The 23,893-nt window shown below is 71.7% G+C and carries 20 protein-coding genes; 13 read left to right on the forward strand and 7 right to left on the reverse strand.

Annotation, left to right across the window (positions count from 1 at the left end):
- Positions 1 to 75 precede the first annotated feature (75 nt).
- A complete protein-coding gene (locus A3862_RS05735; protein ID WP_043760209.1) occupies positions 76 to 447 on the forward strand; it encodes a thiol-disulfide oxidoreductase DCC family protein in 372 nt (123 codons plus the stop codon).
- Between the two features lie 23 nt (positions 448 to 470).
- Here A3862_RS05735 and A3862_RS05740 read toward each other — a convergent pair whose 3' ends face one another.
- A complete protein-coding gene (locus A3862_RS05740; RefSeq protein ID WP_043760207.1) occupies positions 471 to 926 on the reverse strand; it encodes an NfeD family protein in 456 nt (151 codons plus the stop codon).
- Positions 927 to 934: 8 nt separating this feature from the next.
- Complete coding sequence (locus tag A3862_RS05745; RefSeq protein WP_043385564.1) at positions 935 to 1,915, reverse strand: SPFH domain-containing protein; 981 nt, start codon at positions 1,913 to 1,915, stop codon at positions 935 to 937.
- Between the two features lie 332 nt (positions 1,916 to 2,247).
- Between A3862_RS05745 and A3862_RS05750 the strand changes: the two genes are divergently transcribed.
- The 3 genes from A3862_RS05750 to A3862_RS05760 all read left to right on the forward strand — a co-directional run bounded on the left by A3862_RS05750 (position 2,248) and on the right by A3862_RS05760 (position 5,581).
- Positions 2,248 to 3,342: a glycosyltransferase family 4 protein gene (locus A3862_RS05750; RefSeq protein ID WP_043353349.1), complete on the forward strand. Its 1,095-nt coding sequence runs from the start codon at positions 2,248 to 2,250 to the stop codon at positions 3,340 to 3,342.
- Between the two features lie 113 nt (positions 3,343 to 3,455).
- Positions 3,456 to 4,550 (forward strand): glycosyltransferase, encoded by a 1,095-nt coding sequence (locus A3862_RS05755; RefSeq protein WP_043760205.1) that lies wholly within the window; start codon positions 3,456 to 3,458, stop codon positions 4,548 to 4,550.
- A complete protein-coding gene (locus A3862_RS05760; RefSeq protein WP_043760203.1) occupies positions 4,547 to 5,581 on the forward strand; it encodes a glycosyl transferase in 1,035 nt (344 codons plus the stop codon). Before A3862_RS05755 ends, A3862_RS05760 begins: the two co-directional genes overlap by 4 nt.
- A gap of 128 nt (positions 5,582 to 5,709) precedes the next feature.
- Here the strand turns inward: A3862_RS05760 and A3862_RS05765 are convergent, their stop codons facing one another.
- Complete coding sequence (locus A3862_RS05765; protein WP_043353351.1) at positions 5,710 to 5,892, reverse strand: hypothetical protein; 183 nt, start codon at positions 5,890 to 5,892, stop codon at positions 5,710 to 5,712.
- 177 nt (positions 5,893 to 6,069) lie between these two features.
- Here A3862_RS05765 and A3862_RS05770 point away from each other — a divergent pair, with 177 nt between their 5' ends.
- The 4 genes from A3862_RS05770 (at position 6,070) to A3862_RS05785 (ending at position 11,807) form a co-directional block, all read left to right on the forward strand.
- Entirely contained in the window at positions 6,070 to 7,356 is a 1,287-nt protein-coding gene (locus A3862_RS05770; RefSeq protein WP_043353353.1) for an efflux RND transporter periplasmic adaptor subunit, read from the forward strand.
- A gap of 21 nt (positions 7,357 to 7,377) precedes the next feature.
- Complete coding sequence (locus tag A3862_RS05775; protein WP_043385575.1) at positions 7,378 to 10,515, forward strand: efflux RND transporter permease subunit; 3,138 nt, start codon at positions 7,378 to 7,380, stop codon at positions 10,513 to 10,515.
- Positions 10,516 to 10,598: 83 nt separating this feature from the next.
- Positions 10,599 to 11,156, forward strand: coding sequence for a DUF4337 domain-containing protein (locus tag A3862_RS05780; protein WP_043385577.1), 558 nt, complete (start codon positions 10,599 to 10,601; stop codon positions 11,154 to 11,156).
- A gap of 123 nt (positions 11,157 to 11,279) precedes the next feature.
- A complete protein-coding gene (locus tag A3862_RS05785; RefSeq protein ID WP_043353367.1) occupies positions 11,280 to 11,807 on the forward strand; it encodes a phosphate-starvation-inducible PsiE family protein in 528 nt (175 codons plus the stop codon).
- 66 nt (positions 11,808 to 11,873) lie between these two features.
- On the opposite strand, the gene A3862_RS05790 is transcribed toward A3862_RS05785, so the two are convergent.
- Complete coding sequence (locus tag A3862_RS05790; protein ID WP_043760199.1) at positions 11,874 to 12,392, reverse strand: TspO/MBR family protein; 519 nt, start codon at positions 12,390 to 12,392, stop codon at positions 11,874 to 11,876.
- A gap of 122 nt (positions 12,393 to 12,514) precedes the next feature.
- On the opposite strand from A3862_RS05790, the gene A3862_RS05795 reads away from it, so the two are divergent.
- The 4 genes from A3862_RS05795 to A3862_RS05810 all read left to right on the forward strand — a co-directional run bounded on the left by A3862_RS05795 (position 12,515) and on the right by A3862_RS05810 (position 16,689).
- On the forward strand, positions 12,515 to 13,717 hold the full coding sequence (locus A3862_RS05795) for a trans-sulfuration enzyme family protein (protein WP_111473433.1): 1,203 nt from the start codon (positions 12,515 to 12,517) through the stop codon (positions 13,715 to 13,717).
- Positions 13,718 to 13,809: 92 nt separating this feature from the next.
- The gene (locus tag A3862_RS05800) at positions 13,810 to 14,289 is read left to right on the forward strand and encodes a hypothetical protein (RefSeq protein ID WP_052083772.1); all 480 of its coding nucleotides are present in this window, start codon (positions 13,810 to 13,812) and stop codon (positions 14,287 to 14,289) included.
- Between the two features lie 128 nt (positions 14,290 to 14,417).
- Positions 14,418 to 15,347: an AEC family transporter gene (locus A3862_RS05805; protein ID WP_043760196.1), complete on the forward strand. Its 930-nt coding sequence runs from the start codon at positions 14,418 to 14,420 to the stop codon at positions 15,345 to 15,347.
- Between the two features lie 112 nt (positions 15,348 to 15,459).
- Positions 15,460 to 16,689 carry an acyl-CoA dehydrogenase gene (locus A3862_RS05810; protein ID WP_043760194.1) on the forward strand — a complete coding sequence of 410 codons (1,230 nt, stop codon included), beginning with the start codon at positions 15,460 to 15,462 and terminating at the stop codon, positions 16,687 to 16,689.
- Positions 16,690 to 16,866: 177 nt separating this feature from the next.
- Here the strand turns inward: A3862_RS05810 and addB are convergent, their stop codons facing one another.
- Both addB and tcuA read right to left on the reverse strand, forming a co-directional pair.
- Complete coding sequence (gene addB / locus A3862_RS05815; protein WP_043760192.1) at positions 16,867 to 20,031, reverse strand: double-strand break repair protein AddB; 3,165 nt, start codon at positions 20,029 to 20,031, stop codon at positions 16,867 to 16,869.
- 261 nt (positions 20,032 to 20,292) lie between these two features.
- Positions 20,293 to 21,789 (reverse strand): FAD-dependent tricarballylate dehydrogenase TcuA, encoded by a 1,497-nt coding sequence (gene tcuA / locus A3862_RS05820; protein ID WP_043760189.1) that lies wholly within the window; start codon positions 21,787 to 21,789, stop codon positions 20,293 to 20,295.
- Positions 21,790 to 21,905: 116 nt separating this feature from the next.
- Here tcuA and A3862_RS05825 point away from each other — a divergent pair, with 116 nt between their 5' ends.
- On the forward strand, positions 21,906 to 22,559 hold the full coding sequence (locus tag A3862_RS05825; RefSeq protein ID WP_043357372.1) for a GntR family transcriptional regulator: 654 nt from the start codon (positions 21,906 to 21,908) through the stop codon (positions 22,557 to 22,559).
- A gap of 13 nt (positions 22,560 to 22,572) precedes the next feature.
- Here A3862_RS05825 and A3862_RS05830 read toward each other — a convergent pair whose 3' ends face one another.
- Positions 22,573 to 23,880, reverse strand: a complete 1,308-nt coding sequence (locus A3862_RS05830; protein ID WP_043760188.1) for an MFS transporter — start codon at positions 23,878 to 23,880, stop codon at positions 22,573 to 22,575.
- Between the last annotated feature and the right edge of the window lie 13 nt (positions 23,881 to 23,893).

Genomic DNA, 23,893 nt, shown 5'->3' on the forward strand with positions numbered 1-23,893 from the left:
CCGCGACGCCGTCCCGCAGGCCGAGGCCGGACGCGCAATCTGGCCCGACCTCGGCGCCGGCCTATATCGTCGACCATGGAACAGGTCGTCGTCTGGTTCGATGGAGGCTGCCCCCTCTGCCGGCGCGAGATCGCGCTGATGCGCCGGCTGGACCGGCGCGGCGCGATCACCTTCGTCGACGTGACAGAGGATGCGGACACCTGCCCGGCCTCGCGGGCGGACATGCTGGCGCGCTTCCATGCCCGCGAGGGCGAGTCCGTCCTCACCGGCGCCGCGGCCTTCGCGGCGATGTGGCGCGCGATCCCGGTTCTGCGCCCGCTCGGGCTCCTCGCGCGGTCGGGCCGCGTCCTGCAGGTCCTTGAGCGTCTCTACGGCGTGTTCCTGAGGGTCAGGCCCCGGCTGCAGCACCTCGCCCGGCGACTCGAACGGCCCCGGGCCTCAGCCTGAGGCGGGGATCCGCGGAGACGCGCTCACGCGGCCTCCACCTGCAGGATCGTCCCACGAATGGCCGTCACCCGAACCCGTTCCCCGGCCGGCAAATCGGGTCCCTCGACCCGCCAGAGCGTATCGTCGAAGCGGATGCGGCCAGCCCCCTGCACGATCGGCTCGTCGAGCACGCCGGCGCGCCCGATGAGGCCCCTGTCGGCGCGGTTCAGCGCGGGAGCCGGCGGTCCGGTACCCCGACGCTGCAGGCGCGCCGCGACGGCGACCAAGCCGACGGCCAGCACCGCGAACAGCAGGGTCTGACCCTGCCAGGGCAGGGGCAGCGCGGCGGCGGCCACGCCCGTCGCGACGGCGGCGAGGCCGAGCCAGATCAGGAAGACGCCGGGCAGCAGGATCTCGGCCCCCGCCAGGGTTAGCCCGGCGATCACCCAGCTCCAGGCGGGCCCGAGAGCCGCGACGGCGTCGGCGACGGAGGCGGGCATCGCCGGCGTCAGGTCCGCGGCGGGGCGACGTTGGGCGGCGTTCCCGCGCGCCTGGGCGCCGAGGGACCATCGCCGAACACGGTGCGGGTGAGTTCACCGATCCCGCCTAGGGTGCCGGCGAGAGCCGCCGCCTCGATCGGCACCACGACCACCCGCTGGTTCGGCGCGGTGGCGATTGCCCGTACGGCCTCGACGTATTTCTCGGCCACGAGGAAATTCGCCGCCGCGATGTCGCCCTCCGCGATCGCCCGGCTGACCATGCCGGTCGCCGCCGCCTCGGCCTCGGCGGAGCGCTCACGGGCCTCCGCGTCGCGGAAGGCGGCCTCGCGCCGGCCCTCCGCCTCCAGGATCGCCGATTGCTTGCGTCCCTCGGCCCGGAGGATCTCGGCGGCGCGCTGCCCCTCCGCCTCCAGGATCGAGGCGCGCTTCTCGCGCTCGGCCTTCATCTGGCGGGCCATGGCCCCGGCGAGATCGGCCGGAAGCACGATATCCTTGATCTCGATCCGGTTGATCTTGACGCCCCAGGGCGAGGCCGCCGCATCCATCACCCGGAGCAGGCGTTCGTTGATCTCGTCACGGTGAGCGAGGAGCTGGTCGAGATCCATCGCGCCGACCACGGTGCGAATGTTGGTCATCGTCAGGGTGGTGGCGGCGAGGTCGAGGTTCGAGACCTCGTAGGAGGCGCGCGCCGCGTCGAGCACTTGGTAGAACACCACCGCGTCGATGGTGACGCCGGCATTGTCGCGGGTGAAGGCCTGCTGGCTCGGCACGTCGATCACCTGCTCCATGACGTTCACCCGCCGGCCGATCCGCTCGACGAAGGGGGTGATCAGTCCGAGGCCGGCATCGAGGCTGCGGGCGTAGCGGCCGAAACGCTCCACCGTGTAGACGTAGCCCTGGGGGACGATCTTCACGCCCGCGGCCAGGGTGATGACCGCCAGCGCCGCCACGCCCACCGCGAAGACGCTCAGCCCGAACGGCAGCCCCATCGACACCCTCTCCGTCCCGGCCGCGCGTCCGGCGCGCGAGACGCAGCCTAGCAGGCCGATGCGCGCCTCGCGACCGCGGTCCCGGACAGCCGAGAAACGGGGCCGCCGCGGCCCGGCGTGAACGGGCCCCCATTCATTTCGATCATCTTTGGTTCAGGCCGCGGCGCTTAGGAAGTCGGCAAGCGTCGCGTTCGTCGTCGCTCCAGACCCTCCAACGCAACGCTTGTTGAAGAAACATTCGGCATGATCCCCGCCACCCTCGCCGCGGAAAGAAGTCCTTTCGCGCCGCTGCGGGCGGCAGAAATCCCCACCCAACCGGATCCGGTGCGCGCGTGAAGATCGCTGTCCTCGCACATCTGAAATACCCGATCGGCCAGCCCTATGCCGGCGGCTTGGAGATGCACACGCATCTCCTCACCGTCGCGCTGAAGCGGCACGGGCACGACGTCACGCTGTTCGCCAGCCGGGGCTCGGACCCGGCGCTCGATCCCGTGATGCTCTGCGATCCCACCGGGGACGCCCTCTTGGACCCGGACCGCGAGGAGGCGATCGACCGGGCGGAGCACGAGGCCTACCGGCGCATGATGGAGATGGTTGCGGCCGGGGGCTTCGATCTGGTCCACAACAATTCCCTGCACGCGCTGCCGCTGTGCGAGAGCACCCGGATCGGCCTCCCCTGGGTGACAGTGCTGCACACGCCGCCCTTCGAGTCCCTGGTCGCCGGCATCGTCGATGCCGATCCCGACATGGCCTTCCTCGCGGTCTCGCCGTCGCTGGCGCAGGAATGGGCGCATCTCGTCCCGAACGCGCAGGTGGTCGACAACGGCGTCGATCTGTCGACCTTCGTGTTCTCGGAAGAAGCCGACGTTCCGGCCTTCGCCTTCTGGTCGGGCCGAATCGTGCCCGAGAAGGGTCTGCACCTCGCCATCGACGCCGCCCGCGCCGCCGGGCTGCCGCTGACCTTCGCCGGCCCGAAGCTCAATCCCGGCTACTGGGCCGCCGAGATCGCCCCACGCATGGGGCCGGACCTGACGCATCTCGGCCATCTCGCGCACCGGGATCTGGCCCATCATCTCGGCCGGGCGCGGGTCGCGATCGTCTCGCCCCGCTGGGAAGAGCCCTTCGGCCTCGTCGTGGCGGAGGCGCTCGCCTGCGGCACCCCCGTGGCCGCCTTCCGCCGCGGTGCCATGCCCGACATCCTGGACGCGTCCTGCGGCCGCCTCGCCCGTCCGGACGATCCGCAGGATCTCGCAGTGGCCATCCGGGAGGCCGCCGGCCTGTCGCGCCGGGCCTGCCGCGACCGGGCCGAGGCGCTCTACGACGCCACCGCCATGACAGGACGCTACCTGGAAGCGTACGATGCGGTGATCGCGCGCTGCGCCGAGCGGGCGCGGCCCGCCCTGCGCGTCGCCGGAGGACGCGGCTGAGCGGCGCAGATACGCGCGCCGTGCCGCATTTCCGCACCCGAGCCCGGAGCCCGGCGGCTCGACGCCCCGCCCCCGACCTCCGCGGCGCATGACGGTGCCACGGGAGACCTGACATGACCACGGACGCCGACCATCCGGCCCCCCTGCCCTGCGTCGTCTGCATTCCCGCCCGGAACGAGGCCGAGCGCCTGCCCCGCCTGCTCGCCTCCCTGGCCGCGCAGGAGGGCGTTTCGGCACGGGCGCCCCTCAGGGTTGTGGTTCTCACCAACAACTGCACGGACGGGACCGTCCAGGCGGTGCGGGACGTCGAAGCCTCGGGCATTCTCGCAACCCTCGCCCTCCGCCTGACCGACGTCGAGCTGGCCGGCGCTGAGGCCCATGTCGGCACGGCCCGGCGCATGGCGCTGGAGGCCGGGGCCGACTGGCTGGAGGCCGACGGACAGCCGGACGGAATCCTCCTCACCACCGACGCGGATGCCCGCCTGCCCGCCGACTGGGTGACGGCGAACCTGCGCGCGTTGGAGGCCGCGGACGTCGTCGGCGGCCGGCTCGTGATCGACGAGGACGGCACCGCGGATCCCGACCTCGTGGCCCTGCACGCACGCATCGAGCGCTATTGGTCCGGTGTCCGCCGCCTGGAGGATCTCCTGGACCCGCCGCCGCACGATCCCGCCCCCCGCCACGGCGACCATACCGGGGCGAGCCTCGCCGTTCCGGCCGTCCTGTACCGGTCGGTCGGGGGGCTGCCGGCGCTGCCCTGCGGCGAGGACAATGCCCTCGTCGGGCTCCTGCGCGCCAACGGGGCGCGCCTGCGCCACTGCCCGGAGGTGCATGTGCTGGTCTCGTCCCGCCATCAGGGGCGGGTCTCGGGGGGCATGGCCACCGAGATGCTGCGCCGCGCCCGTGTCCTTCACGGAGAGGCCTACCTGCTGCCGGAGGCCGCCCATTGGCAGGCGCTGATCCTGCGCCGGGCGGCGCTGCGCCGGGCCTTCCATCTGGACCCCGAGGCCCGCGTCGCAGCCTGCGGGCGGCTCGGGCTCGCCCCGGAGGATCTCGACTCCGTCGGCGCCTGCCCCAACGACATCGCCTTCGTGGAGCGGGCCGACCGCATCCTCGAATCCCGCAGCGCGCCGGCGCGGGAATGTGCCCTGGATCAAGCGGTCGCGGATCTCGACGCCCTCGCCCTTTCCCTGAAGGCCGCCGCGTGACCCGCGGCATCGGCTGGTACGTCCACCACCAGGGCGCCGGCCATCTCCAGCGCGCCTGGGCCGTCGCGGGGGCCCTGCCTCGACCCTGCACGATCCTCGGTACGCTCGCCGGCTTCGACACCGCCGGCCTCGACGTCGTCGATCTGCCCGATGATCGCCCCCTCGGCGCCGCGGCCTTCGACGGCCGGGACGGCGAGGCCGAGCGGCCGCAGGCGCTCCACTACGCCCCTCTGAACCATCCCGGCATCCGCGCCCGGATGGCACGCATCGCCGCCTGGGCGGAGCGAACGGACCCGGCCCTGCTCGTGGTCGACGTCTCGGTGGAGGTCGCGCTCCTGGCGCGCCTGCTGTCGGTGCCGACCCTGGTGGTGCGGCTTGCCGGAACGCGGACCGACCGGCCACACCTCGAAGCCTTCCGCAGCGCCACGCGACTGCTGGCGCCCTTCCCCGCCGCGCTCGACGGGTCGTCCGTCCCGGACTGGGTCCGGGCCAAGACGCTGTATGCGGGCTTCCTCGGCGCTCCGGCCCAAGGGCTCACCGAGGGCAGCCGGGACATCGTGGTGGTGTTCGGCCGCGGCGGCACGGGGGGCAGCCTCGCGGATCTCGCCGCGGCGGCGCGGGCGGTGCCCGACCGGCCCTGGCACGTCCTCGGGCCGGTCTCGGGCAGCGGCGAGATGCCGGACAACCTGCACCTGCACGGCTGGGTCCCCGACGTCGAGGCGCGGGTGGCGCAGGCGGCGCTGCTGGTTGGCGGCGGCGGCGACGGTGTGGTCGCGCTCGCCGCCGCGCAGGCGAAGCGTTTCCTCTGCCTGCCGGAGGAGCGGGCCTACGGCGAGCAGACCGAGAAGGCGGAGGCGCTGGCGCGGCTCGGCGCCGCGATCGTCCATCCGGGCTGGCCCCCGGCCTCGGCCTGGCCGGGCCTGATCCGGGACGGCCTCGCCCTCGACCCGGCGGTGATCGGCGCCCTGCACGATCCGGATGCGGTCCGGGGCTGCGCAGCGGCGATCGAGGCGTTGGTGCGGCACGTCTGAATGATCGGCCCGCGACGGTCCGGGGCGGGCGTCCTTGCGGGCGCAGCGAGGCGGGAGAGCGAACTCCGTCTCCAAACGCACCGCCGCCGAAGCGAAGCTCGCTCCGGCGGACGTGTTTTAGGTTGGGCTCAGGAGATCAGATCGAGCTTCGCGGCCTCGATCCCGTCGGCGCGGATCGCGTCCGGCAGCGAAGAGAAGTCACGATATCCCGCCTCGCGCGCCATCGCGTCGAGGGCCGTCTGCTCGTCATCGGCCGCCCCGGTCCAGAGCACGGCGCCGCTCTTTGTCTGCCTAATCTGGAAAATGCTCATCGATCCCTCCCCGGTCGCGAAAAGACCTTCACGGTATTAACGTCGCCGTTCGTCGCCGGTTGCAGGGGGACCGAACGCAACAGCCGCGGTTCGTCGGCGCCAATCCCCTGCGGCGCGAGGCCCGGCGACGGCATCGCGCAATGGCGCTATTCTCATCCGCATCCAGGATGACTCGCCATGAAAACGCCGACCTGCCCGGCGAGGGAGAGACAAGATCAATCGAGCGCCGATTGTGAGGCCCCCGTCGTGAAGTATGTCCGTTGGCGCGCGTCCCGCCTCAGTCTCCTGTGCGGGCTCGCGATCCTCGCCGCGGCGCCGGCCCGGGCCGTCGAGACTGCCGCCGTTCCCGACGCGGCCGCCATCGCCCCGGCGGTGACCGTCGTGCCGGCCGAGAGCCGCGAGATCGTCGAGCGGGCCGTCGTCACCGGCACGCTGGTCCCCCGGGACGAGATCCTCGTATCCCCCGAAGTCGAGGGCCTGCGCATCACCGACCTGCTCGTCGAGGAGGGCGACCGCGTCACCAAGGGGCAGGTCCTCGCCAAGCTGTCGCTGGAGATGATCGCCACGCAGGAGGCCTCCAACGCCGCGGCGATCGCCCGGGCCGAGGCGGCCATCGTCCAGGCCCGGAGCCAGATCGTCCAGGCGGAGGCCGCCAACGTCGAGGCGCGGCAATCCCTGGAACGCGCCCAGGCGCTGGCCAAGACCGGCAACGCCACCGCGGCCGTGCTGGAGCAGCGCGTCTCGGCGGCCCAGGGGGCGGAAGGGCGCCTCGCCGCCGCCAAGGGCGGTCTGCAATCCGCCCAGGCCGACCTCGCCACCGCCCGCGCCGCGGGCTCCGAGATCGCCCTGCGGCGGGCCCGCACCGATATCCGCGCCCCCGAGGCCGGGATCATCAACCGCCGCACCGCCCGGATCGGGGCCACCGCCACCGCGGCGGCCGAGCCGCTGTTCCGGCTGATCGCCCGGGGCGAGATCGAGCTGGAGGGCGAGGTGCCCGAGACGTCCCTGGCGCGCCTCCAGGTCGGCAATCCGGCGAGCCTCGACCTCGACGACGGCCGCCGCCTCGCCGGCACGGTGCGCCGGGTCTATCCGGAGGTCGACCGGGCGACGCGGCTCGGCAAGGTGCGCATCCGCCTCGGCGACGATCCGGCCCTGCGCATCGGCGCCTTCGCCCGCGGCAACGTGGAGATCGCGCGCCGTACGGGCATCGCCGTGCCGGTCTCCAGCCTGCTCTACGCCGCCGACGGCCGCGCCAGCGTCCTCGTGGTGAAGGACGGGCGCGTCGAGGCGCGGCCCGTGACCACGGGCCTCTCCGCCGAGGGCTTCACGGAGATCCGCGCGGGCGTCGCCGCCGGCGAGAGCGTCGTGGCCCGCGCCGGCAGCTTCCTGCGCGACGGCGACCGGGTACGCCCCGTGCCGGCTGCCGCCAGCAGCACGCCGATCGCCGACGCGGCCCCGCGGTAGGACGAGTCGAAGGATCCGGCCATGCGCCTCAACGTCTCCGCCTGGGCGATCCGCAAGCCCCTGCCCTCGGTGGTCCTGTTCCTGGTCCTGATGATCCTCGGGCTGGTGAGCTTCCGCTCGCTGCCGATCACCCGCTTTCCCAACATCGACATCCCGATCGTCTCGGTGACGATCACCCAATCGGGGGCGGCCCCGTCCGAATTGCAGACCCAGGTGACCAAGTGGGTCGAGGATTCGGTCGCCGGCGTGAAGGGCGTCAAGCACATCCTCTCGACCATCACGGAGGGGACCTCGACGACGACGATCGAGTTCCGCCTGGAGGTAAACCAGGATCGGGCGACCAACGACGTCAAGGACGCCATCGCCAAGATCCGGCAGAACCTGCCGCGCACCATCGACGAACCGATCGTCTCCCGCGTGGAGATCGCCGGCCTGCCGATCATGGTCTACGGCGCCTCCGCGCCCGCCATGACCCCCGAGGACCTATCGTGGTTCGTGGACGACGTGGTCGCCCGCGGCCTGCAGAGCGTGAAGGGCGTCGGCGGCGTCGAGCGCCTGGGCGGCGTCGCCCGGGAGATCCGCGTCACCCTGAAGCCCGACCGGCTGCTGGCGCTGGGCATCACCGCCGCGGACGTGAACCGGCAGCTGCGCCTGACCTCGGCCGACATGGCCGGCGGCCGGGCCGAGGTCGGCGGCCAGGAGCAGTCGATCCGGGCGCTCGCCGCCTCGGCGAGCCTCGAGACGCTGGCCAAGACCTCCATCGTCGTGCCGGGCAACCGCAAGGTCCGCCTCGACGAGCTGGCGACCCTGTCCGACACCGCCGAGGAACCCCGCACCTTCGCGCGCTTCAACGGCGAGCCGGTGGTCGCCTTCGCGATCTCCCGGGCGAGCGGCGCCAGCGACGCCGACGTCTCGGTGGGCGTCGCCAAGAAGATCGCGGCGCTCCATGCGGCGAACCCGAACGTGCGGTTCGACCTGATCGACACCAGCGTCGTCAACACGATCGGCAACTACCACTCGGCCATGATGGGCCTGATCGAGGGCGCAGCCCTCGCGGTCGTGGTGGTGCTGCTGTTCCTGCGGGACTGGCGGGCGACGCTGATCGCCGCCGTGGCGCTGCCGCTCTCGGTGCTGCCGACCTTCTGGGTGATGAGCGCACTCGGCTTCTCGCTCAACGCCGTGAGCCTGCTGGCGATCACCCTGGTCACCGGCATCCTGGTGGACGACGCGATCGTGGAGATCGAGAACATCGTCCGGCACATGCGGATGGGGAAGTCGCCCTACCGCGCGTCTCTCGAGGCCGCCGACGAGATCGGGCTGGCGGTCATCGCCATCACGGCGACGATCATCGCGATCTTCTCGCCGGTCTCCTTCATGGGCGGCATCGCCGGCCAGTATTTCAAGCAGTTCGGCCTGACCATCGCGGCGGCGGTGTTCATGTCGCTGCTCGTGGCGCGGCTGATCACGCCGCTGCTCGCCGCCTACTTCCTGCGCGACCACGGGCCGGACCACGAGCGGGACGGCTTCGTGATGCGCGGCTACACCCGCCTCGTCGCCTGGTCGGTCCGGCACAAGTTCATCACGCTGGTGCTCGGCATCGCGTGCTTCGCCGCCTCGATCGCCTCCACGGGCCTGCTGCCCGCGGGCTTCCTGCCGGCGGAGGACCAGGCCCGCACCCTGTTCGTGGTCGAGCTGCCGCCGGGCGCCCGGCTCCCGGACACGGTCCGGGTCACCGACCGCATCGAGGAGAAGATCCGCGCGCTGCCCGAGGTGAAGAGCGTGTTCGTGGACGGCGGCCGCCAGCTGCCGGCCAAGAAGGAGGTGCGGCTCGCGAGCCTGACCATCAACCTCACCCCGAAGAACGCCCGCCACAAGACCCAGAAGCAGGTCGACGCCGAGGTCGCGGCGATCCTGCGGGAGGAGCCGGACCTGCGGTTCTGGGCCCTGCGCGAGGGCGGCCAGCGCGATCTCGCGCTGATCATCGCCGGCCCCGACAAGGCCGTGGTGGCGGAGGTCGCCGCCAAGCTCCAGCGCGAGGCCCAGCGGGTCCCCCACCTCGTCAACGTCATGTCGACGGCGCCGCTCGACCGGACCGAGGTGCGGATCCGGCCGAAGCCCGCGGTGGCGGCCGACCTCGGCGTCAGCACGGACACCATCGCCGAGACGGTGCGGGTCGGCACGATCGGCGACATCGGCATGAACCTCGCCAAGTTCAACGCCACCGACCGGCAGGTGCCGATCCGCGTGCAGCTGCCCGAGCGCCTGCGCGGCCGGCTCTCCGATCTCGAGACCCTGAAGGTGCCGGTCAAGGGCGGGGCCGCCGTGCCGCTCGCCACCGTCGCCGATATCAGCCTCGGCCAGGGCCCGACCGGCATCGACCGCTACGACCGCGCCGTGCGCGTCGCCCTCGAGGGCGACATGCAGGGCACCGATGCGCTCGCCGAGCTGATCACCCAGGTGATGAACCTGCCGACGGCCAAGAACCTGCCGCCCGGGGTGACGATCAGCCAGACCGGCGACGCAGAAGTCATGGGCGAGGTGTTCGAGGGCTTCGCGCTCGCCATGGGCGCCGGCCTGATGATGGTCTTCGGCGTGCTGATCCTGCTGTTCGGCAACTTCCTGCAGCCGCTGACCATCCTGTTCTCGCTGCCGCTCTCCATCGGCGGCGCAATCCTGGCCCTGCTGATCTGCCACATGCCGATCTCGATGCCGGTGGTGATCGGCATCCTGATGCTGATGGGCGTCGTGACCAAGAACGCCATCATGCTGGTGGATTTCGCCGTGGAGCAGATCCGCGCCGGCGTCGACCGGAACGTCGCCATCGTGGATGCGGGCCGCAAGCGCGCCCGACCGATCGTGATGACCACCATCGCCATGGCGGCCGGCATGGTGCCGTCGGCGATGGCCTACGGGATCGGCGGCGAGTTCCGCTCGCCCATGGCGGTGGCGGTGATCGGCGGCCTGATCGTCTCGACGGTGCTGTCCCTGGTCTTCGTGCCGGCGATCTTCGTCCTGATGGACGACCTGTCGCGCCTGCTGAAGCGCCTGTTCGGCCGCTTCGTGGGCGAGCGCGACGACCCGGAGGATGCCACGACCTTCGACCCGGCCCATCCGGCCAACGACGGGCATCCGCTGCCGCCGCGAATCGCCGCGGAATAGGACCCACGCGACGCGGTGCATTGCGTCCCGCGCCGCGATGGGCTGTGACTCCCCCCATCGAATCAACGGAGACGCGCTAAACGATGTCGGGTGGTCACGGGGCGATCGAAGGGTCGAACAAGCGCGTGGCGCTGCTGATCTCGGTGCTGGCGCTGTTCCTCGCCTTCAGCGAGACCCTGGGCAAGGCGTCCCAGACGGAGTCGATCGGGGCCAATGTCGAGGCCGCAAACCAATGGGCCTATTTTCAGGCCCGCACCATCCGCTCCACGGTGCTGAAGACCGCCGACGAGGCCCTGGCCCTGCTTCCGCCGGGACCGAACCAGGACGCGATCGCCGCCAAGCGTGCCGAGTGGGCCAAGACCCTGACGCGCTGGGAATCAGAGCCCGCCACCGGCGAGGGGCGCAAGGAGCTGACCGCCAAGGCCCGCGCTTCGGAAGGCCGGCGCGACCTCGCGCTGCTGCGTTACCACCATTACGAATTGGCCTCGGCGGCCTTCCAGATCGGCATCGTGCTGGCATCGGCCGAGGTCATCACCGGCATCACCCTCTTGGTCTTCGCCGGCGGTTTCCTGGGTCTCGCCGGAGCCGCACTCCTCGGCTTCGGCTATCTCGCGCCGCATGCCCTGCCGTTCTTCCACTGAGGAATCGCCCCGCGAGTCAGCGGCGTAACGCCACCCTCGCGTCCGATTGATCGGCCGCGCCCGTCCATGGGCTGGACGCGCGCGCCGGAAGCTGATCGTTTCGGCACATTCCAGGGGGGAATGATGTCAGCTCATTCGGAAGACCAGGGCCGCCTGACGCGGCTCGCCAGCGCGATCTTCCTGCACACCGAGCACGCGATCTACGCGGCGCTCGGTCTTCTGCTCGCCCTCACCGCCATTGTCGCGCTGGTCGATGCCGCGGGGCTCACCTGGGAGGCCATGCGGGCGCTCGGCGGCGCCCAGCAGATCCTGGAGGTGATCGACCGGCTGCTGTTCCTGCTCATGCTGATCGAGATCCTGCACACGGTGCGGGTCTCGATGCGGTCGGGCACCCTGACCTGCGAGCCGTTCCTGATCGTCGGGCTGATCGCCTCGATCCGGCGCGTCCTGGTGATCACGCTGCAATCCTCCGAGATCATGCACGCCAAGGACTGGTCGCCCGAGAAGCAGGCGCTGTTCCAGGCATCGATGATCGAACTCGGCGTGCTGGCGGGGCTGATCCTCACGATGGTCTTCGCGATCTTCCTGCTCCACCGCGCCCGCGACGACGGGCGGCCGGCCGGCGAGGAGAAGCCCGCCGGCGAATCCTGACGCGGCTCACCCGCTCCGGGTCGCTTCGCTCCGTCCGCGATGACGGAGCGAAGGCCGCATGCGCGCTCAGTTCATCCGCAGGATCGCCGCGTTGAGGAGCGTCGCGAAGCCCACCCAGGCGGCGTAGGGCACGAGGAGCCACGCGGCGATCCGGTCGAACCGCCAGGACAGCCGGATGGTCCAGAGCACCATCACGAGCAGCATCGCGACGACAATGAGCCCCGCGCCGATCGCGTGGGCGGTGAAGAAGACGGGCGTCCAGGCGGCGTTGAGCACCAGTTGCACCAGGAAGGCCGCCAGGGCGAGCCACCAGCCCGTGCGGCTCGGTCCGGTGCGCGGCATGGTGCCGAGCAGCCGCCAGAGTGCGATCGCGATCATCGTGTAGAGGATCGTCCACGCGACCGGGAACACCCAATTCGGCGGGTTGAAGACCGGCTTGTTCAGGCCGGCATACCATCCCGGGATCTCGGCCTGGGTCGCCATCGAGCCGACCACCGCGGTGGCCGCCACCGGCAGGATCGCGGCGGCGAGCCGTAGCCAGCGCGACAGAGGCGCCCCCTGGGGGACGTGTATGGCGGCCGTCATGATCGTTCGTCTCCACCGGGCAGGGCTTGCGGGCGTGGCTTGCAGGCGCGGGTTGCGGGCGTGGCTTGCCGGGGCCCACGCGCCGTGGCACGCGGCCGTCTCCATCCGCCGAGAATCGCCAGATGTCACTGCCTAACGCGCCGCAGGGTCCGTCGGATAGCCGCAGCGACGCTGCGCCGGGATTCACGCCCCGAACCCTCGCGGCCCAGGCCATGGGCCGGATCGAGCCCGGGACGCGGGCGGTGGTCATGCCGCTGCACGTCTCGACCACCTTCATCCGCGATCCCGACAACGGCTACAGTTCCGGCTACAGCTACGCGCGGCCCGACAACGCCACGGTGCGCGAGGCCGAATCCGTCCTGGCGATGCTGGAGGGTGCGGAGGCCGGCGCGCTGCTGTTCGGCTCCGGGATGGCAGCGGCGACCGCGGTGTTCGGCGCCCTGGAGCCCGGCGACCACGTGGTCGCCGGCACGGTCATGTACTGGGCGCTGAAGCGCTGGCTGCGCGAGGAGGCGCCCCGGCGCGGCCTGACGCTCACCTTCGTGGACACGGCCGATCTGGATGCCCTGCGCGCCGCGGTCGCGCCCGGCCGGACCCGGCTCGTCTGGATCGAGACCCCCGGCAACCCGCTCTGGACGGTGACCGACATCGCCGCCGCCGCCGAGATCGCCCACGCGGCGGGGGCACGGCTCGCCGTCGATTCCACGGCCGCCTCGCCGGTGCACACGCGTCCCCTGGAACGCGGCGCCGACATCGTGATGCACTCGGCCACGAAGATCCTGAACGGCCATTCGGACGTCGTGGCGGGCGTGCTGGCGGGCGCGCGGGCCGACGCGTTCTGGGATCGGATCCGGGGGATCCGGGCCGGCAGCGGCGGCATCCTCGGGCCCTTCGAGGCCTACCTGCTGATGCGCTCGCTGCGGACCCTGCACCTGCGGGCCGCGGCACAATCGGCGGGTGCCCTGCGGCTCGCCGAGCGCCTGAGCGGGCACCCGCTCGTGACCCACGTCCTCTATCCGGGACTGCCGGACGATCCCGGGCACGCGATCGCCCGCCGTCAGATGCGGGACGGCTTCGGCTTCATGCTGTCGATCCGGGTGGCCGGCGGCGAGGCCGGCGCCATCGCCACGGCGGCGCGGGTGCGGCTCTGGAAGCGGGCGACCTCCCTCGGCGGCGTCGAGAGTCTCATCGAACACCGCGCCTCGGTGGAGGGCCCGGGCAGCCCCTGCCCGCCGGATCTCCTGCGCCTGTCCACGGGCATCGAGGACACGGAGGACCTGTACGGCGATCTCGACCAGGCTCTGCGCAGCGCCCACGGGGGGTGATTGTCGAGGGTGGTTGGTGCCGAACGGGTTCCTGGCGCGTTGTGCCGGCAGTTCCGACGGCGCACGCCGCCACAGATCGCGAGTCCGACGACATGACGACCCGTTTCCGCGCGACGGTCCCCGGCACCCTCGCGCTGCTCACCCTGGCGCTCGCCTCGCTCCCGGCGCGCGCCGACGCCGTCCCGACTCTCGATGTCGAGCGGACCTGCCAGTCGGCGCAGGTCACCAACACGTCCATCAGCGACAAGGCGAATTACGACGGCTGCCTCCGCTCCGAGCGCGAAGCCCGGAAGGAGGCCGAGCGGCACTGGAGCAGCTACACCCCCGCCGCCAAGCGCCAGTGCGAGGATCAGTTCAAGGCAGGCGGCTATCCGTCCTACGTCGAGATGGTGACCTGCCTGGAACTCGCCTCCGGTACCGTGCCGACGCAGAGCGACGAGGGTGGCCGCGCGGTGGGCGGTCCGGGCTCGCCGCGGGACGTGAAGGTGCAGCGCGAAGGCGCCGCCAGCCTCACCAAGGAGCCGCCCGCGAGCCAGCGCACGGATCCCATGAAGGTGCTGGAGAACAAATAGGCCCGCGCGCCGGAGACCGTCCCGGCCGCGGCGGGCGCCGACGAGCCATTCTCCCGGCGCCGAGGCATAGGACCGAGGCGGCGTGCTAAGGGCGGTCATCCCCGCCTTCCCGCACGTCGCCCGGATCCGTGAACGCCCTCGCCATCATCGCCCCGATCTTCGGGATCGTCCTGATCGGCTGGGCGGCAGCCCTCGCGGGCCTTCTCTCCGACAAGGTGAGCGACGGTCTGTCGGAATACGTCTTCGCCGTCGCCGTCCCGGCCCTGATCATCGCCACGCTGACCAAGCCCGGCATGAGCGGGACCGTCACATGGTCCTACTGGGTCGCGTATTTCGGCGGCGCCGCGATCTCGTGGTTCGTCGGCACGCTGATCGCCCGGCGGCGCGCCGGGATCGAGCGGCGGGGCGCCATCCTGCACGGCTTCGCGGCGAGCCAGTCGAACACGGTGTTCGTCGGCGTGCCGATGATCCTCCAGGCCTATGGCGAGGAGGGCGCCTTCCCGCTGTTCATGCTGCTCGCCGTCCACCTGCCGCTGATGATGGGCAGCGCCACCTTCCTGATCGAATCCGATTCCGGCCTGCCGGTCCTGGCGCGGATCCGGGGGCTCGCCCTGGTGCTGCTGCGCAACCCGATCTTCGTGGCGCTCCTGATCGGCATGGCGATGAAGGGGCTCGGTCTCGCGCCGGTGGGCATCGCCCGATCGCTCATCGACGCCTTCGCGGGCACCGCCTCCACCTGTGCGCTGGTGGCGCTCGGAGCCGGCCTGAAGCGCTACCGGGTGCTGTTCGACCTCAAGGGCGCCCTGGTCATCGCTCTCCTGAAGAACCTCCTGCACCCGCTGGCGGTCTGGATCCTGGCCTTCCACGTCTTCGCGATGCCGGCCGCCTATGCGGGCGTCGCGACCCTGTTCGCCGCCATGCCGGTGGGGATCAACGCCTACCTGCTGGCGGCGCGCTACAAGACCGAGACCGGGATGGTGGCGGCCTCCGTGCTGGTCTCGACCCTGCTGGCGCCGCTCACCACTCTGGCGTGGCTGATGCTCCTCGGCCGGGCGTGACGGCGGCGCCCCGGCGTCACCGCGCGCGTTGGACGGGGCGTTTTCCGGGTCTAGGGTAGGCGCAAGCGCGGGTCCGCGAGGCCCGGCGCATCCCTGCAGGCGAGGAATTTCGATGAACGCTCCGATGCGCCCTCCGGGCAGCGCCTCCCCGTCGGCCCCGGCCTCGCCCCGCTTCGTCTGGGACGATCCCTTCCTGCTGGAGGATCAGCTCACCGAGGATGAGCGGGCGATCCGCGACGTCGCCCAGAGCTTCGCGCAGGAGCAGCTCCTGCCCGGGATCGTCGAGGCCTACGCGAACGAGACGACCGATCCGGGCCTGTTCCGGAAGATGGGCGAACTGGGCCTCCTCGGCGTCACCCTGCCGGAGGAGTATGGATGCGCCGGCGCGTCCTACGTCGCCTACGGGCTGGTGGCGCGCGCCGTCGAGGCGGTGGATTCCGGCTACCGCTCCATGATGAGCGTGCAATCCTCCCTCGTAATGTACCCGATCCACGCCTACGGCTCGGAGGAGCAGCGCCAGAAGTTCCTGCCGAAGCTCGCCTCGGGGGAATGGATCGGCTGCTTCGGCCTCACGGAGCCCGATGCCGGCTCGGATCCGGCCGGCATGAAGACCAAGGCCGAGAAGATCGACGGCGGCTACCGGCTCACCGGCGCCAAGATGTGGATCTCGAACGCGCCCTTCGCGGACGTGTTCGTGGTCTGGGCGAAGTCCGACGCGCACGAGGGCGCGATCCGCGGTTTCGTCCTCGAGAAGGGCATGAAGGGCCTCTCGGCTCCGACGCTCAAGGGCAAGCTGTCCCTGCGGGCCTCCACCACCGGCGAGATCGTCATGGAGGGCGTCGAGGTCGGCGAGGACGCGCTGCTGCCGAACGTCTCGGGGCTGAAGGGGCCGTTCGGCTGCCTCAACCGGGCGCGCTACGGCATCTCCTGGGGCGCGATGGGCGCCGCCGAGGATTGCTGGCACCGCGCCCGCACCTACACGCTGGAGCGCAAGCAATTCGGTCGCCCCCTGGCGCAGACCCAGCTCGTCCAGAAGAAGCTCGCCGACATGCAGACCGAGATCGCGCTGGGCCTCCAGGCCTCGCTGCGGGTCGGGCGGCTGATGGACGAGGGCAAGATGGCGCCGGAGATGATCTCGCTGGTCAAGCGCAACAATTGCGGCAAGGCGCTGGACATCGCCCGCACCGCTCGGGACATGCACGGCGGCAACGGCATCATGGGCGAGTACCACGTGATGCGCCATGCCCAGAACCTCGAGACGGTGAACACCTACGAGGGCACCCACGACGTCCACGCCCTGATCCTGGGCCGGGCGCAGACGGGGCTGCAGGCGTTCTTCTGAGCCCCGGGGGACGCGCCTGCCAGCCGATCCCCGCATCCTGAGGTGCAGCGGAACCGCCTCGAAAGCGGAGCCCAGGGATCGCGGCGCCGTGCGGACTCCGCCTTCGAGGCGTTAGCGGCGCTCCGGCGTCTCAGGATGCGGGCGCGGGCGGGATGAGTTCGGCCCGATGGGACGGCGTCACTCCCCGCCCTCCTCCCCGCCCAGCGACCATTCCAGCACCCGGGCGAGGTGATCGTAGGCGCCGTACTTGCTGGCGTATTGCGGATAGGGGCGCGCCGTATAGGCGGCCTCACCGGTCATGAACCGGGCGACCAGACCCCGCAGCCGCTCGGCGTGCTCGGCCACGATCGCCGCGACGGCGCGCTCCTCGCCTCTCGGCGGCTTCACCGGCACCGGCACGAAGGGCTTACGCCCGCCCGAGGCGTGGACGTAGAACAGGTCCGGCGTGACCGTCACGGCCGGCAGATCCGCGAAGGCGCCGTGCATGAGCATCGCGGCCTCCAGGGTGAGCTGCGGCGAGAAGCCGGAGAAGATCTGCTTGGCAGAGGGCGGCGTGCCGGTCTTGTAGTCGACGATGCAGGCAGTGCCGTCCGGGCGCAGCTCGATCCGGTCGGCCCGGGCGCGCAGCGTGAAGGTCTCCCGGCCCATCGGGATCACCCAGCGCCCGGAAACCTCGGGGTGGATCCGGCTCAGCCCGGGCCGGCGCTGCGTCTCCCAGTCGAGATAGGCCGCGGCCATGCGCTCGTAGCGCGGCCACCACTCGGCGTAGAGGTTCGGGTACTCCGCCTCGATCTCCGCGAAGGCGTTCACCGCGAGGTTCAGGAGGCGCTCTGCCGGATCCGGGGGCAGATCCTGCGGATGCCGGCGGGCGAACTCGGCGAAAACCTCGTGCACCAGGGAGCCGCGGGTCGCGACGCTCGGCGCCGCCGCCAGCGGATCGAGAGGGTCGAGCCCGAGCACGTGGCGGGCGAAGATGCTGTAGGGATCGCGCACAAGCGTCTCGATCTCGGTGACGCTGAGGGAGCGCGGAAACAGCGCCGGGTCCGGCTTGGGCGCGGGGCGCTTCAGCCGCGGCTCCGGCGGGGCGGCGTCGAGCCGGGCCGCGAGGCCGTTGAACCGGCGCCCGGCGTCCAGGACCGTCTCCCAGGTTGCGTCGCCCGAGAGCGCGCGCAGGCGCTGGATCAGCCGCGACGGCACGGTCGGCGCGCCTTCGCGCTTCAGGGCCCGGGTGATCACCGCGTCCCGGCAGCCCAGCGCCTGCACGAAATCGTGGGCCATCTGCCCGATCCGCCGCTCGGGCGGGTTGAGGCCGACCCGCTCGCGCATCGGCCGGTTGAGGAACGAATCGGTCAGCGTGCGCACCGGCCAGACGCCCTCGTCGAGCCCGCCGAGCACCACCCGGTCGACAGAGAGCAGGCGCGCCTCCAGCAGGCCGAGGATGCGCAGTCGCGGATGCGGCGCCTCGCCCGAGCAGGCGACGGTGCGTTCCCGGGCAAGCGACGTGAAGAAGGTGGCGTAATCGTCGAACCGACCCGGCATCAGGTCGGGCTCGGCCATCTCCAGATCGTCGAACAGGGCGTCGAGGCAGGACAGGGATCCGTCCGGCTCCTCCTCGGGGGCGTCCTCCGGCCCGGCGATCAGCCGGTCGCAGGCCTCCCGATGGCGTGCAGCCGTCGCCACGAGGTCGCACGCCCCCGTCCCGTCCGGGCCCGGGAAATCCCGGAACACCAGATCCAGCCGGTCGAGCAGGTCCGCGGCCAAGTCCCAGTCGATATCCTTCAGGCGGCGTTTGGCCCGGGGTCGGCGCTCGGGCGGTCCGGCGCGCTCGGCGGCGAGGGCATGGCGCAGGCCGTCGAAACCCGGGGCCGGAACCGGGCCACGCAGCAGCCCGATCTCCAGGGCCGCGGCACCCCGGACCACCTCCGCGCGTGGCAGACCAAGATGGACCATCGGGTGCGAGAGCAGCGCGATCAGCCGGGCCGGGATCGTGTCCGCCTGGCTGCGGGCGAGATCGGCGGCGAGTTCCGCGGCGAGCCGGGCAAGCCGCCCGGCCGGGCTTCCGGCCAGGGACAGGCCGGCGGAATCCTCGGCGACGATGCCCCAGCGCAGGAGTTCGACGGCGACCCGGCCGGCGAGCCCCCGGTCGGGCGTGATGAGGGCCACGGTGGCGCCGGGGGTCTGGAGGGTCTCGCGCAGCGCCAACGCCGCGACCAGCGCCTCCTCGCGCTCGTCGGCGGCCTCGGCCAGCGCCAGTCCTTCGAGGCCGCGCCGGGCGACGGTGTCGCGCTCGGCCGGGTCGAGGGCGGCCCAGGCGTCGGTCGTGTCGGCCGGCCGCAGAGCCTGCGACAGGAGCGCGGCCCGCGCAGCCTGGCCGGCGTCGGGCGCGCCGAGGGCGACGATCTCCGCGCGGTCCAGGTTGAGGTTCTCAGGCCCGAGCAGCCGGTGCAGCACCGCCTGCGGGTGGCCGTGCGCGATGACGCGGGAAAAGCCCTCGCCGGTGTCGATGCCGTCCCAGCCGGCTGCGTCGAGGTCGAGGTCGAGCCCGGGCAGCACCACCGCGCCCCGCGGCAGCTTCGCTACGGCGGCGATGAGGCGGGCGGTGGCGGGGACCGAGCCGAGCGAGCCGGCGACGATCACGGGGTCCGGCGTCGCATTGCGCGACAGACGCCGCTCCTCGGCGAGCACGAGGCCGCGGGCGCGGGCGACGGGATCGGCGAGGCCCCGCTCGGACAGAAGCTTCGGCCAGTTCTCGGCGGCGATCTTCACGAAGTCGAGGGTCAGGCCGAAGTAGCGGGAATATTCGGCCTCGACGGCGGCGCCGATCTCCGACCAGGGCAGGCCCTCGACGGTGAGGGCGTCCATCAGCCGTTCGAGATCACCGGCGAGGCCGACCGCGTCGGCCGGGGAGGACGGCACGAGGAACGGCACCTCGGCGTCCAGCGGCAGCAGGGTCCGGTCGACGGTCTTGGCCCAGGCCTGGACGAGGCGGGCGAGGATCAGCCGGCGCTCCAGCGGAGGCATCGGCGCGCTCAGGGGATCGGCGTTGGCCTCCAGCAGCGGCTCGGCGGCGAGGTCGAGTTCCGCCTCGTCGGCCTCCCCGAGGGGAATCATCCGCGGCAGCAGGGTGGCCCGACCGGGCGCGTCCCGGCCAAGCCTCTCGGCCAGGATCGCGCCGAGCGCCCGGGCGGCGCGGCGGGTCGGCAGGTAGATCGTGACGGCGGCGAGCGCCAGCGGATCGTCCGCGACCGGCCCGACGAGCCGGCCGGAGAGCAGCGCCTCGGCGAGCGTCGGAAGGAACGGGACGCCGCGGGAGATGGTGAAGACGGCGTGTCGGGCGGGCATGGGCGGGCTTCTACGCCCGCCGAGGCGGCTCGGACAGGGGGCGCGGGGTCGAGATGCGGGGATCGGACGGGTCTCCCACGCGCCCTCCCCCCTCTGCGGGCGACCGGATTCACACCTCAGTCTGGCAGCGCGGGCACAGGAGGACGCGCGGGTCCCCTCCCCCACGCGGGAAAGGGGCGCGCGTCGGGCCCGGTCCGGGCCGATGGGCAAGCACCCTAGCCCCCACGGAAGACGGAGCCTGTCGCGCTCGGCCGAGGGTCCTCAGCCCCGCGCCCCCGCGGCGGCGCCGTAGCCGGCGCGGCGGCCGAACACGACGCCGGAGGTCAGCCCCGAGCCGCCGGGATAGCCGTTGAAGAACACGCCGCCCACCATCTCGCCGCAGGCGTAGAGGCCAGGGATCGCACGGCCGTCCTCGCGCTTCACGCCGCCATCGTCGCCGACCTCGACGCCGCCATAGGTGAAGGTGATGCCGCCGGTGACCGGGTAGGCTTTGAACGGCCCGGTCTCGATCGTTTGGGCCCAGTTCGACTTCGGCAGGGCGAGACCCTTCGTGCCGCGCCCGTCCTTGACGGTCGGGTCGAACGGCACGGTCCCGTCCACGGCGGCGTTGAAATCCGCGATGGTCCTCTTCGCGGCTGCGCGGTCGATGCCGTCGAGCCTGTCGAGGAGCCCGTCCAGGGTATCCGCCTCGACGAAATGCGCGTCGTGGAACCGGTACTCGCTGTAGAGCAGGTGATCGACCTTGGCGTCGAAGATCTGCCAGGCCACGTGGCCGGGCTGCTCCATGATCGCGCGGCCGAACTGGGCATAGGTGTAGTTGCGGAAATCCTTGCCCTCGTCGACGAACCGCTCGCCGTTCGCGTTGAGCATCAGCCCCAGGAAGTAGCAGATCTTCCGGTAGTGCTTGCGCTCGCCGTGCGGCAGGTCGAGGTTGCCGTAATCGGGCGTGTGCAGGTCCATCGGCGTGGCGTGGCAGCCGCCGTAGAAGCCGTGGGCCTTCGCGCCGAGGTCCAGGGCCATCTGGAGCCCGTCGCCCTGGTTGTGCGGCGTGCCGCGCACCCGGGCCTTGTCCCAGCCCTCGCCGATGAAGCGCGTCCGCAGGGCGGCGTTCGACTCGAAGCCGCCGCAGGCGAGCACCACGGCCTTGGCGCGGAAGGCTCCCTGCGGCGTCTCCACGCCGACGACGCGTCCGTCCTCGACGGTCAGCCCGGTGGCCGGGCAGCCGTAGCGGATCGTACCGCCGGCCTCGGTGAAGGCCTCGAACTCGGTCCGGGCGAGGCCGAAGCCCTCGTCGTGGGTGGCGAGCGTCAGGCCGCCCCAGAACACGAAGCGCCCCTCCTTCTCGAAGGATTGCCGAGAGTAGATCGGCTCGAACTTCACGCCCTGCGTCGCCAGCCAGCGCAGGGCCGCGCCGCTCTCGTCGATCAGGATGCGCTGCTCGCGCGACAGCGGCCGCCCGTCGTTGAAGCCGAGCAAGTCCTTCTCGAACGTCTGCGCCGTATAGGCGCCGAAATCGGTGCGCGGCAGGCGCGGATCCTCGGGGTCGGCCAGCAGCGGGATCAGGTCGTCGTTGCCCGCGTAGACGAAGCGCATGGCGCCGGCCGTGTAGGCGGTGTTGCCGCCGGCCAGATCCCGCTCGGCCTTCTCGATTATCAGCACCGAGGCGCCGCGCTCCAGGGCGGCGAGCCCGGCGCTCATGGCGGCGTTTCCCGACCCGACCACCACCACGTCCCACTGCGCGTCGCCCGGGCGCTGCATGCCAACCTCCTCTTCGCCGTTCGGCCTCGCGTTATTGTATACGAGTGCATGCAATATGCCGCAAGCGTTTCGGCGGCGTCGGTTTCGGGCTATGGCCAAGCCGAGGAGAGCCGGGAATGAAGGCGAGCGAATCGGAGCGCTCCAGCGGCGCCGGCGCCTATGAGCGGCTGCTGCGGGCGATCGAGGAGGGCGAACTCGCGCCCGGCAGCCGCCTGCGCGAGGCGGAGCTGGCCGAGCGGTTTCAGATCAGCCGCACGCCGGTGCGCGAGGCGCTGGGCCGGCTGGAGGCGCAGGGCCTCGTCGCCCACGAACCGCACCGGGGCGCCAGCGTGGCGCAGCTCGATTACGGGCAGGTGAGCGAACTCTACGATCTGCGCGAGGTGCTGGAGGGGACGGCCGCCCGCCTCGCGGCGATCCATGCGAGCGCGGTCGAGACCGAGATCCTGGAGGAGATGGTCGCCCGGGACCGGACGCTGCTGGGGGACGCGCCGGCGCTCGCGCGGACCAACCGCCTGTTCCACCGGCAGATCCACGGAGCGGCGCGCAACCGCTTCCTGCAGAGCACGCTGGAGACGATGCGCCTGTCCCTGGTGCTGCTGCCGGGCGCCACCACGCTGGCGGCCCCCGACCGCGCCGCGGAGTCGCTCACCGAACATGCCGCCATCGTGGCGGCGATCCGGGCGCACGATGCAGACGGCGCAGAAGCGGCGGCCCGGGCGCATATCCGGGCCGCGTTCAAGGCCCGGATCCGGATCTGGCAGGAGAGCTGAGCGGCGATCGCCCTCAGGCGTGGGCGGGTACGCGCCCCAGTCTCGGCCGGCCCCGGAACAGCGCGAGCGTCGCGACGATGCCGCAGGCGGCCGCCGCCATGAGCCAGTAGCTCGGCGCCGCCCGGTCGCCGGTCTTCTCGATCAGGAAGGTGGAGACCATCGGCGTGGCCGTGCCGAACAGCGCGGTGGCGAGGCTGTAGGCCAGCGAGAAGCCGCTGGCGCGGACATGGGCCGGCACCACCTCGGAGAGGGAGACCACCATCGCGCCGTTGTAGACGCCGAAGAAGAACGAGAACCACAGCTCGACGGCGAGCATCTTGCCGAAAGTCGGATCGGCCACGAGCCAGTGCAGCGCCGGGTAGGTCGTCAGCAGCGACAGGGTCGAGATCGTCAGCAGCACCGGCTTGCGCCCGATCGCGTCCGACAGGGCTCCGCCCACCGGGAGCCAGATGAAGTTGGTGATCGCCACGAACAGCGTCACGATCAGGCTGTCGGTCTCGGTGAGCTTGAGGACGTTCCTGCCGAAGGTCGGGGTGTAGACGGTGATCATGTAGAAGGTCACCGTGGTCATCGTGGTCAGCATCATGCCGAGCAGCACGATCCGCCAGTTGGCGGCCACCGTGGTGAGGATCTCGCGGGTGGTCGGGTGGCGGGTCCGCTTGGCGAATTCCTGCGTCTCCTGGAGCGAGCGCCGGATGAAGAAGATGAACGGCACGATCAGGCAGCCGATCAGGAACGGGATGCGCCAGCCGAAATCGCCGATCTGCTGCTTGGTCAGGAAGGCGTTCAGCCCGTAGCCGATCAAGGCGGCGAACATGATCGCCACCTGCTGGCTCGCCGACTGGAACGAGGTGTAGAAGCCGCGCCGCCCGGGCGTGGCGATCTCGAACAGGTAGATCGAGACGCCGCCGATCTCGACGCCCGCCGAGAAGCCCTGGAGCAGGCGCCCGGCGAGCACGATCAGCGGGGCCGCGACGCCGATCGTGTCGTAGCTCGGGCAGAAGGCGATGAGCACCGTGCCGCTCGCCATGATCGCGAGCGTGATGATCAGGCCCTTCCGGCGGCCGATCCGGTCGATATAGGCGCCCAGCACGATCGCCCCGAGCGGCCGCATCAGCGCCCCGAGCCAGAACGTGCCGAAGGTCAGGAGCAGCTCGGTGGTCTCGTTGCCCGCCGGGAAGAACGCCCGCGCGATATAGGTGGCGTAGAAGCCGAACAGGAAGAAGTCGAACATCTCCAGGAAGTTGCCGCTGGTCGAGCGGAGGATCGCTCCGATCCTGGACTTGAGGGTGGCCTCGACGGCCCCGGGATCACCGGCCATGACGACGTCCTTT

The organism is Methylobacterium sp. XJLW, from assembly GCF_003254375.1.
GTDB classification, from domain to species: domain Bacteria; phylum Pseudomonadota; class Alphaproteobacteria; order Rhizobiales; family Beijerinckiaceae; genus Methylobacterium; species Methylobacterium fujisawaense.

Bases quoted from the DNA above. Each gene is read 5' to 3' on its own strand.
- A3862_RS05745 (WP_043385564.1), bottom strand. From the start codon at position 1,915: ATGGGGCTGCCGTTCGGGCTGAGCGTCTTCGCGGTGGGCGTGGCGGCG.
- A3862_RS05755 (WP_043760205.1), top strand. From the start codon at position 3,456: ATGACCACGGACGCCGACCATCCGGCCCCCCTGCCCTGCGTCGTCTGC.
- A3862_RS05790 (WP_043760199.1), bottom strand. From the start codon at position 12,392: ATGACGGCCGCCATACACGTCCCCCAGGGGGCGCCTCTGTCGCGCTGG.
- A3862_RS05830 (WP_043760188.1), bottom strand. From the start codon at position 23,880: ATGGCCGGTGATCCCGGGGCCGTCGAGGCCACCCTCAAGTCCAGGATC.
- addB (WP_043760192.1), bottom strand. From the start codon at position 20,031: ATGCCCGCCCGACACGCCGTCTTCACCATCTCCCGCGGCGTCCCGTTC.
- A3862_RS05775 (WP_043385575.1), top strand. From the start codon at position 7,378: ATGCGCCTCAACGTCTCCGCCTGGGCGATCCGCAAGCCCCTGCCCTCG.
- tcuA (WP_043760189.1), bottom strand. From the start codon at position 21,789: ATGCAGCGCCCGGGCGACGCGCAGTGGGACGTGGTGGTGGTCGGGTCG.
- A3862_RS05770 (WP_043353353.1), top strand. From the start codon at position 6,070: ATGAAAACGCCGACCTGCCCGGCGAGGGAGAGACAAGATCAATCGAGC.
- A3862_RS05780 (WP_043385577.1), top strand. From the start codon at position 10,599: ATGTCGGGTGGTCACGGGGCGATCGAAGGGTCGAACAAGCGCGTGGCG.
- A3862_RS05825 (WP_043357372.1), top strand. From the start codon at position 21,906: ATGAAGGCGAGCGAATCGGAGCGCTCCAGCGGCGCCGGCGCCTATGAG.
- A3862_RS05735 (WP_043760209.1), top strand. From the start codon at position 76: ATGGAACAGGTCGTCGTCTGGTTCGATGGAGGCTGCCCCCTCTGCCGG.
- A3862_RS05765 (WP_043353351.1), bottom strand. From the start codon at position 5,892: ATGAGCATTTTCCAGATTAGGCAGACAAAGAGCGGCGCCGTGCTCTGG.
- A3862_RS05785 (WP_043353367.1), top strand. From the start codon at position 11,280: ATGTCAGCTCATTCGGAAGACCAGGGCCGCCTGACGCGGCTCGCCAGC.
- A3862_RS05795 (WP_111473433.1), top strand. From the start codon at position 12,515: ATGTCACTGCCTAACGCGCCGCAGGGTCCGTCGGATAGCCGCAGCGAC.
- A3862_RS05800 (WP_052083772.1), top strand. From the start codon at position 13,810: ATGACGACCCGTTTCCGCGCGACGGTCCCCGGCACCCTCGCGCTGCTC.
- A3862_RS05740 (WP_043760207.1), bottom strand. From the start codon at position 926: ATGCCCGCCTCCGTCGCCGACGCCGTCGCGGCTCTCGGGCCCGCCTGG.
- A3862_RS05810 (WP_043760194.1), top strand. From the start codon at position 15,460: ATGAACGCTCCGATGCGCCCTCCGGGCAGCGCCTCCCCGTCGGCCCCG.